This is a genomic window from Gluconacetobacter sp. (genome assembly GCF_047721585.1).
GTDB classification, from domain to species: Bacteria; Pseudomonadota; Alphaproteobacteria; order Acetobacterales; family Acetobacteraceae; genus Gluconacetobacter; species Gluconacetobacter dulcium.
Map to the genome: position 1 here is coordinate 1 of NZ_JBDNXE010000164.1, position 7293 is coordinate 7293.

Sequence of the window (7293 nt, forward strand, 5' to 3'; positions counted from 1 at the left end):
CTTCCGGCCCCGCTCCCGGCGCCGGAACGCGGATCGAACAATTTCGCGGTCGCCGGCCGCCTGACGGCCCCCGGCAGCGCCATGGTGGCCAACGACATGCATCTGGGCCTGATGGTGCCGAACATCTGGTACCGCGCCCGCCAGATCCTGCGCCCCGACGACACCCAGCCCCCGACGCTGGACCTGACCGGCATCACCCTGCCGGGCGAGCCCTACCAGATCGTCGGCACCAACACCCACGTCGCCTGGGCCTTCACCGACGGCAATATCGAGGCCGGGGACCTGATCGCGCTCGACATCCCACCCGGCGATCCCACCCACTACCGCACGCCCGACGGGCTGAAACCATTCGGCACCGCGCGGGAAACCCTCTGCGCGGCGCACGAAACCTGCCATCCGATGGCCATCCGCACCACGATCTGGGGCCCGGTCAACGGGCAGGACGCCGAAGGCCATCCATTCGTATGGCACTGGAGCGCCGAAGACACGGGCGCCATCGATTATCGCGGCATCCGCGCGCTGGAATCCGCGGGCAGCGTGCGCGCGGCGCTGGATGCCGCCCACCGCACCGGCCTGCCGCAGGAAAACATGCTGGCCGGCGACCGCGACGGCCATATCGGCTGGACCATCATCGGCCAGGTCCCGCACCGCATCGGGCTGGAAGACCGGCTGCCCCATTCCTGGGCCGACGGCAGCCATCGCTGGGACGGCATGCTGCCCCCGTCCGACATCCCCGAAATCCTGGACCCGCCCGACGGCCGTCTCTGGAGCGCCAACGGCCGCGTCGTCGGCGGCGCCGCGCTGGCCCTCCTGGGCGACGGCGGCTACGCCGACGGCCTGCGCGCCAGCCGCATCCGCGACGACCTGCACGCACGCGACCATTTCGCCGAATCCGACCTGCTGGCCATCCAGACCGACGACCACGCCACCGTCCTGCGCCCCTGGCAGGCGCTCCTCACCGCCGCCATTGCCGCCCGTCCCGGCCGGGCCGACCTCGCCGCGATGGCCCCCTACGTGGCCTCATGGGGCGAACATGCCCGGCCGGATTCGATCGGCTACCGGCTGGTGCGGCAATATCGCGCCCACGCGCTGTCCCTCGTCTTCGGCGCCTACGCCCTGCCCGGCCTGCCCGAAGCCACCTTCCACATGCCGCCCCGCGCCGCCTGGGCGGTCCAGCGCCTGCTCACCGACCGCCCCGCCGGCCTCCTCCCGCCGGGCCAGCCCAACTGGACCGCGATGGACGACGCCATCCTCAACGCGCTGGCAGCCGAGGTCCGCGCCGCCGGCGGCGTATCGTCGTTCCGCTGGGGCACGGCCAACCATGTCGGCATCCACCACCCGCTGGCCCGCGCGATACCGCTGCTGGGCCATATGACCGACCCGCCCGACCTCCCCGAAGCCGGCGACACCCTCGTCCCGCGCGTCGCGGTACCGGGCTTCGGCGCCTCGGAACGGCTGGTGGTCAGCCCGGGGCATGAAGACACGGCCCTGTTCGAAATGCCGATGGGCCAGGCCGCCAACCCCCAGACCCCCTATTACGGCGCGGGTCAGCATGCCTGGGTCACCGGCGCGCCGCGCCCGCTACTGCCCGGCACCACCCAATGGACCCTCACGCTCACACCCTGAAACCCTGGCCGCAAACGCCGCCCGACACCGATCCCCCGCGCCTTTCCCGCACTCCGGTGCTCAGACACACAGGAGGGGCGCGGTCCCTGCCGGCCGGCCCCGTTCACCAGCCCGCCTTTTCGATCAGCCTCCCGGAACAGCTCTTCCAAACCCGTGCCCAGATGTCAGGTCCGCCCTCCCGGCATTGGCCCTGCTCCCCGTTGCTGCCAAGGTAAAGGCCGGACATGAAGGGGGTACATCGCGATGAATTTCAAGGCACTCTTCTCCGGCATGGCCCTGGCCTTCAGCGCCTATGCCCTGTTCTCGATCAGCGATGCGTTCTCCAAATTGCTGGCCGGGTCGCTCAACCCGTTCGAGGTCGCGTTCTCCAGCGGCGTCTTCGGCCTGCTGCTGCTGCCCTTCGTCCGCAAGCCGCATGAATCCTACCTGGATGCCTTCCGGCCCCGGCTGCGCGGCACATGGATGCTGCGGGCGGTGTGCGTCTTCGTGGCGACCGCCGCCAGCGTCAAGGCGTTCATGCTGCTGTCCATGCCCGAAGCCCTTGCGCTGATGTTCCTCATGCCGCTCTTCGTCACCATCCTGTCGGTGACGCTGCTGAAGGAGAAAGTGACCGCCTGGGCCTGGCTGGCCGTCATCCTCGGCTTCATCGGCGTGCTGATCGTGCTGCGCCCCGGCGTGCGCCCGCTCAATCTGGGGCATCTCTGCGCGCTGACCGCCGCCTTCGCCAATGCCGGCAGCGTCATCGCCTATCGCCTGTCCAGCGCCGAGACGGTCCGCCTGTCGCTCCTGGGCTCCAGCCTCGTCGGCCCGCTGGTCGGCGACGGCCTGCTGATGGGGCTGAACGCCACATGGCCCGCCACGGCCGAGGCCTGGATCTACCTGTTCGGGTACGGCTTCCTGGCCGCGCTCGGCCAGCTCCTGATGATGCTGGCCACCGCCCGCGCCCCGGCCAACCGCGTGGCCCTGCCGCAATACAGCCAGATGGTCTGGGCAGTGGCGTTCAGCTACCTGCTCTTCCACCAGTCGCTGGATGGCTGGACCTTCGTGGGCATCATCGTCCTGACCGCTTCGGGCCTGCTGAACTGGATACGCCAGCGCATCCGCTACGAAAGCCTGCTCATCGCGCAGCATCTGGCGCGCTGGGAACATCACAGGCCCGCGAGCAACCAGCCGCAAACGCCCCGATAGCCCCGACGCAGGTCAAAGACAGATCAGCCGGAACCGATTATCCAGAAGACCCTCTGTCCCGCATCGCGCGGCATCGGCCACCCTGGAGAGACCAGACCATGAAGATCGTCCTGTTTTCGGCCAACGAGGCCGAGACCGCCCAAGCCATCACGGCGCTCGATCCCGCCTTCACGGTCACAAGCGTGGCGGGGCCGATCACGGCGGAGATCGTGGACAGCTACGCCGATGCCGACATCATCAGCGGCTTTGCCGGCTGCGATTTCAGCGCCGCCATCCTCTCCCGCCTGCCGAAACTGCGCTTCATCGCCATCCGCGCGACCGGCTTCGATTCCGTCGATCTCGACTATTGCCGCGCCCACGGCATCCAGGTCTCCAACGTGCCCGTCTATGGCGACAGCACGGTGGCGGAACACGCCTTCGGCCTGCTGCTCGCCCTGTCGCGCTGGACGGTCCCCTGCGCCGAAGCCACCCGGCGCGGCGATTTCGCCTATACTCCGGCTCGGGGCTTCGAACTGCGCGGCAAGATCTTCGGCGCCATCGGCACCGGCCATATCGGCCGCCGGGCGATCGAGATGGCCCATGGCTTCGGCATGTCCGTCATCGCCTACGACGAATACCCGTCACCCCTGCTGCGCGACGCCCCGAACCTCCGCTACGCCCCGCTCGACGAGCTGCTGTCCCAGGCCGACATCATCAGCCTGCACGTCCCCGCCACCCCCGAAACCGACGGCATGATCGGCGAAAGCCAGTTCGCCCGCATGAAGCGCGGCGCGGTGCTCATCAACACGGCTCGCGGCCAGGTCGTGGACAACGCCGCCCTCCTCCGCGCGCTGGAAAGCGGCCATCTGGCGGCAGCGGGCCTCGACGTGCTGCCCGACGAATCCCAGCTCCGCCACCCCGCCGCGCTGTTCGCCCCGGACGCACCCACCGCTCCGGCCACGATGCGCGACGTGCTGGCCGCCCGCGTGCTGGCCAGCCTGCCGAACGTGATCGTGACACCCCACAACGCCTACAACACCGCCGAAGCCTTCCGCCGGATCACCGAGACCACCGCCGCCAACATCAAGGCGTTCGCGCAAGGCAACCCCATCAATCTGGTCACCTGACCAGACCAGACCAGACCGGCCCGCACCGGATCGGCATCACACCGGTCCCTGAAATGGCGGCATCCCGTGGGTCTGCACGACGGGCCGGGGCAAACACCAGTGCGTCAACACGCGCTTTGCCAGCAGGGTCGCCCGGCCCGTTCTCGTTGGCCGGGACAATGCCGCCCTATTCCGTCTGCGTCATGGTTGCGCCCTTTCCGCACTGGAAAGAACAAACCTCGACCGTTCAAACAGGGTACCGCAAGGCCCCACGCAACAGACGGAAAAACGATGCGGTCACAGCAAAGAAAAACGGAATCGTCCGTTCAGCCCTTGCGATTTTCACGCGCCACCGGACTCGCCTGCAAGGTCAGGGCGGCGATCATGCCCGACCGGGTTTCATGCGCGGCCTTCGCCAGCGCGTCGAGACGTTCCAGAACCCGACGCGGCAGGGAGATGTTGGCCCGCTCCACCCGGTCATCCAGCACAGCCGGGTCGATGGTCACGAACCCCACCGCCCACCCGGCATATTCGGGAAGCCGGCGCACCGCATCCAGCGTGCTCGGGGACGGCACCGACCCGCCCGCGTCCAGCGTGGCGTCGATCCAACCCGCCGCCGCGTCAGCAGCGTTCGCCAGGGCTTCATCCAGCGTATCCCCTGCCGAGAAGCAGCCGGGCAGGTCGGGAAACACAACACCGAACGCCGTGGCCTCGCTCCCCTCTTCGATCATAACCGGGTAACGCATCATCGTTTCTCCTGCAGGCCCGCCTGCTTGCGGATCGCGGCGACAAGGCCGCCGCCCAGGTCTTTCTTGGGGTGCGGCACGACCATAATGCCCGGACGATCGGGATGGCGGAACACATGGTGCGATCCCCGCACGCGGTCCAGCACCCAGCCTGCCTTTTCCAGTTTCCGAATCAGGTCGCCGCCCTTCATTTACACACTATACACACGAAAGCCCCGAAACGCAAGAAATTCAGTCTCCATCAGGGCGGATGACCGAACAGTGCCGGCGGAGGGCGCAATTTTCCGCCATTTCCGGGAAAAAGCGGCTCACCCCTTCCAAAACAAGGGCACGCCGCAAAGCCCCAGCGAAACCGGGTACGTCCGCATGGCGCGGGCAGACGAACGGTTCCGACAATCAGCAGTATAGGCCAAGGATATCGGTATGTCTGTTACAGGAAAAGGCTTGTCCGCCACGCTCTGTTTCGGAAGACGAAACCCTTACGGATCGCGCGCTCGGAGTGGTGGATGCGGCCCCGTCACGCCCCGTCCAGAAAGGCCGCGTTCGCCGCGACCAGCGCCTCCCAGTCCGCCCCGGCGGGCATCAACTGCCGCCAGGCCACGCCATGGCATTCCATGATCCGCGACCGCACCCAGCGCCATGTCGCGCGCTGAATGCCACCCCAGGTCAGCAGCGACACCACGGAGTCCTCTTCCACACCGTCATAGGCCCACGCCAGCAGGCAATGCCCGCCCCACGATCCCGGACTCTGGTCGCCGGGCGTCGTCGTATCCCACACCCCGCCTTCCGCCTGGTCGGCCAGCGCCAGCCGCACGCCCAGATAGGCCGCCCCCATGCCGGCCATGACCAGCCGCAGCGCGTTCAGATCATCCGGCGCCACCGAGCCCCAGACCGGATAGAAGGTCTGGTCCGCCAGCGCATACCCACCGCGCGCGGCACAGGCCAGCACATCCACCTCCACCCCGCCCCGATCGGTCGCCGCATCGCCCGGCCGGTAACCGGTGGACCGTTCGTAAAACAGGATGGCATCGGCCTCGCGCACCGTCACCTGAAACCCGGCCAGCGCCGCCGTGGCGCGGATATGGTTGCCCAATCCGGCTGCGGTGCAATCCCCCAGCCGGTCGTTGCCCAGCATCAGCGGCGCCGGGTCGATCCCGTCGCGCACCAGCCGCTCCGGCGCCCGCCGCGCCATCATCCGCAACCCGGCCAGCGACGGCTGTCCGTCCCGCGTTTCGGCGGGCAGGCAACCCAGCCGCCGGCCGATCGCACGCGGCACCCTCACAGGCCCCGATACAGCGCCGCGCGCACCGCCGGCGCATCGCCCACCGCCGTCGTCGCCATCACGGTCGCCGGCGTCAGCCCCACCGCAGCCTCGATCAGCGGAATGATCTGCCCGGCGGTGGTGATATACCCCGCCACCGCCGGATCGAGCGCCGACGCCACGGTACCGGCGACGGTCAGAATGCTCTGGAACGCTCCTGCCAGCGCCGCGCCCCACCCCCTGCCGGTCTCGATATCGATCGCCCCGCCCGACGCCGCATTGATCTGCGCGGTCACGGTCCTGATCCTGCCCAGCGCCTCGTTGACCCGCGCCACCTGATCGGCGGAAAGATGCGCCGACAGGCCCGGAATCGCCTCGATCGCCTGCGCCGCGAAATCGATCGCCCCGGCATCCGCCGCCAGTTCGGCGGTATTGATGCTGGCGGTACTGCCAGCCAGGGTGCAGGCCCCCAGCACCGTCACCGTCCCCAATCCCAGCAGCAGCATGATCGCAGGCCCACCCCCGCCATCCTTCCCCGGCGCGGAGCCCGGTTTCGTGCGGTTCGCGACATTGCGAAAATTCTGCGCCAGCAGATTCAACGCCAGATAGACCCGCCCATAGACCGACGCCGCACTGGCCGGCACCGGCAACCACGGCATCAGCGCCGCGCACACCCCGCACAGCGCGGCCACATAAACCACATCCTGAACCGGCACGACCGAAATCAGGGTCTGAAAGATCGCCATCGAATCCATGGACCGCTCCACTCCACATTACGAAAAATCAAAATTTCTTCAAAAAGAGACGAAACCCCGCTCCCGCGCGCGAGAGCGGCCCGCCAGGGCCGCGCCCGTCGTGTGTTCCCGAGCACCGAAGCGGAGCGGCCTTATCGGCCGTGAGCATCGGAGCACAGGGAACGCGCGTCGGATCGCCGCCAGCGCGCCTGTCCGGTCACGCTCCGATTGCGGTGGCGAAGGCGGCGATATGCACACTATCCACCCTGCCGGCTCCAAGCGCGCTGTTGTAAATCCGCTTCCAATAAGCACAAAGCGCACCAGCATCTTTCGCATCCGGCACCGGCGCCGGATCGAAAAAATACTTCACCCGCGCCATCGCGCAGCCATACCGCAGATTCCCGATCATCTGCGCCACACGCGGAATATCCGGACAGCTCATGCCCTCCACACGGGCGCGCAGATCGGCATGTTCACCACCCGCCAGCATCTCCCACAACGCATCATGGGTCGCCGGCTCCATCTGCCACAGCCCCAGCGCCGGGCCGCCCCCGCCCTGCACCAGCCGCGCGGCGCGCGATTCAACCAGCGCCGTGCCCGTCAGCCACGTCACCGCCGCCGCCCCGCCCAACCCCAGCCGATCGAGTACCGGC

8 protein-coding genes are annotated in these 7293 nt (G+C 68.3%); 3 read left to right on the top strand and 5 right to left on the bottom strand.

Going from position 1 to position 7293, the window contains the following annotated elements; translation table 11 throughout:
• From ABF821_RS18925 to ABF821_RS18935, 3 genes are all read left to right on the top strand, one after another.
• Positions 1-1626: penicillin acylase family protein (locus ABF821_RS18925; RefSeq protein ID WP_415531200.1), on the top strand; the 1626-nt coding region annotated here is incomplete at its 5' end.
• A gap of 243 nt (positions 1627-1869) precedes the next feature.
• A complete protein-coding gene (locus ABF821_RS18930) occupies positions 1870-2814 on the top strand; it encodes a DMT family transporter (protein WP_415531201.1) in 945 nt (314 codons plus the stop codon).
• Positions 2815-2912: 98 nt separating this feature from the next.
• Positions 2913-3920, top strand: a complete 1008-nt coding sequence (locus ABF821_RS18935) for an NAD(P)-dependent oxidoreductase (RefSeq protein WP_415531202.1) — start codon at positions 2913-2915, stop codon at positions 3918-3920.
• A 305-nt stretch (positions 3921-4225) separates the two neighbouring features.
• Here ABF821_RS18935 and ABF821_RS18940 read toward each other — a convergent pair whose 3' ends face one another.
• The 5 genes from ABF821_RS18940 to ABF821_RS18960 form a co-directional block, all read right to left on the bottom strand.
• Positions 4226-4645, bottom strand: a complete 420-nt coding sequence (locus ABF821_RS18940; RefSeq protein ID WP_182975142.1) for a type II toxin-antitoxin system HicB family antitoxin — start codon at positions 4643-4645, stop codon at positions 4226-4228.
• The gene (locus ABF821_RS18945) at positions 4645-4836 is read right to left on the bottom strand and encodes a type II toxin-antitoxin system HicA family toxin (protein ID WP_182975143.1); all 192 of its coding nucleotides are present in this window, start codon (positions 4834-4836) and stop codon (positions 4645-4647) included. The genes ABF821_RS18940 and ABF821_RS18945 overlap by 1 nt, the downstream gene beginning before the upstream one ends.
• A gap of 326 nt (positions 4837-5162) precedes the next feature.
• A complete protein-coding gene (locus tag ABF821_RS18950) occupies positions 5163-5840 on the bottom strand; it encodes a hypothetical protein (protein WP_415531205.1) in 678 nt (225 codons plus the stop codon).
• Between the two features lie 83 nt (positions 5841-5923).
• Positions 5924-6661, bottom strand: a complete 738-nt coding sequence (locus tag ABF821_RS18955) for a hypothetical protein (RefSeq protein WP_415531203.1) — start codon at positions 6659-6661, stop codon at positions 5924-5926.
• A gap of 196 nt (positions 6662-6857) precedes the next feature.
• A partial coding sequence (locus ABF821_RS18960; RefSeq protein WP_415531204.1) for a hypothetical protein occupies positions 6858-7293 on the bottom strand: 436 nt, incomplete at its 5' end.